Raw genomic sequence first — 599 nt, 5'->3', positions numbered from 1 at the left:
AGGCCCAGCTGGAGCCGACGGCGGAGTCGGTGGACGACATGTTGTTGCCTGCCGTCTGCACCTTCTGGCCGTGGGCGTTGGCTTGTTCGTAGATGACCTGGAAGTTGCGGCCCAACTGGGTGATGAACTCCTGGCAGGCCACCGAACCCGAGCCACCCCAGAAGTCACCGGCGGCCAGCACATCGCGCACGATGGCCTGGTGCTCGGCCTCCAAGGAGGCGGCCTGGGCGCGGATCAACGCGCCGTGGGCATCGACATCACCGAACTGGTAACTGATCGACATGAGTGTTCTCCTAAGTCTTGTCGGTGATCGGCTAGCTGGACAGGATCTGCTGGCTGGACTGCTCTTGGGCCTCGTAGTTGTTCGCGTCACGAATCAACCCGTCGCGCACCCCGTGCAGCATGTTCACGATGTTGCGAAACGCCGTGTTCATCTGACCCATGGTGTCGTAGCTGGTGGCCTGAGCGGTACCGCTCCAACCCGCACCGGCGATGTTCTGGCTTGAGGCCCACATCTTGCGGGCCTCGTCCTCAACGGTCTGCGCGTGCACGTCGAAACGGCCCGCCATCGCCCGCATCTCGTGCGGGTCAGTCATAAA

General features: G+C 62.9%; 2 protein-coding genes. Both read right to left on the bottom strand.

Annotated features, from left to right (window positions below; all coding sequences use genetic code 11):
• On the bottom strand, window positions 1-283 hold a 283-nt coding region (locus tag A5658_RS11050), incomplete at its 3' end, for a WXG100 family type VII secretion target (RefSeq protein ID WP_067334064.1).
• A 31-nt stretch (window positions 284-314) separates the two neighbouring features.
• Window positions 315-599: WXG100 family type VII secretion target (locus A5658_RS11045; protein WP_197503096.1), on the bottom strand; the 285-nt coding region annotated here is incomplete at its 5' end.

The sequence above is a fragment of the Mycobacterium sp. 1245111.1 genome, assembly GCF_001673405.1.
In the GTDB taxonomy this organism is placed as follows: Bacteria; Actinomycetota; Actinomycetes; order Mycobacteriales; family Mycobacteriaceae; genus Mycobacterium.
Note: the sequence above shows the minus strand (reverse complement) of the source record. Positions and strands in the feature narration are given on the sequence as shown.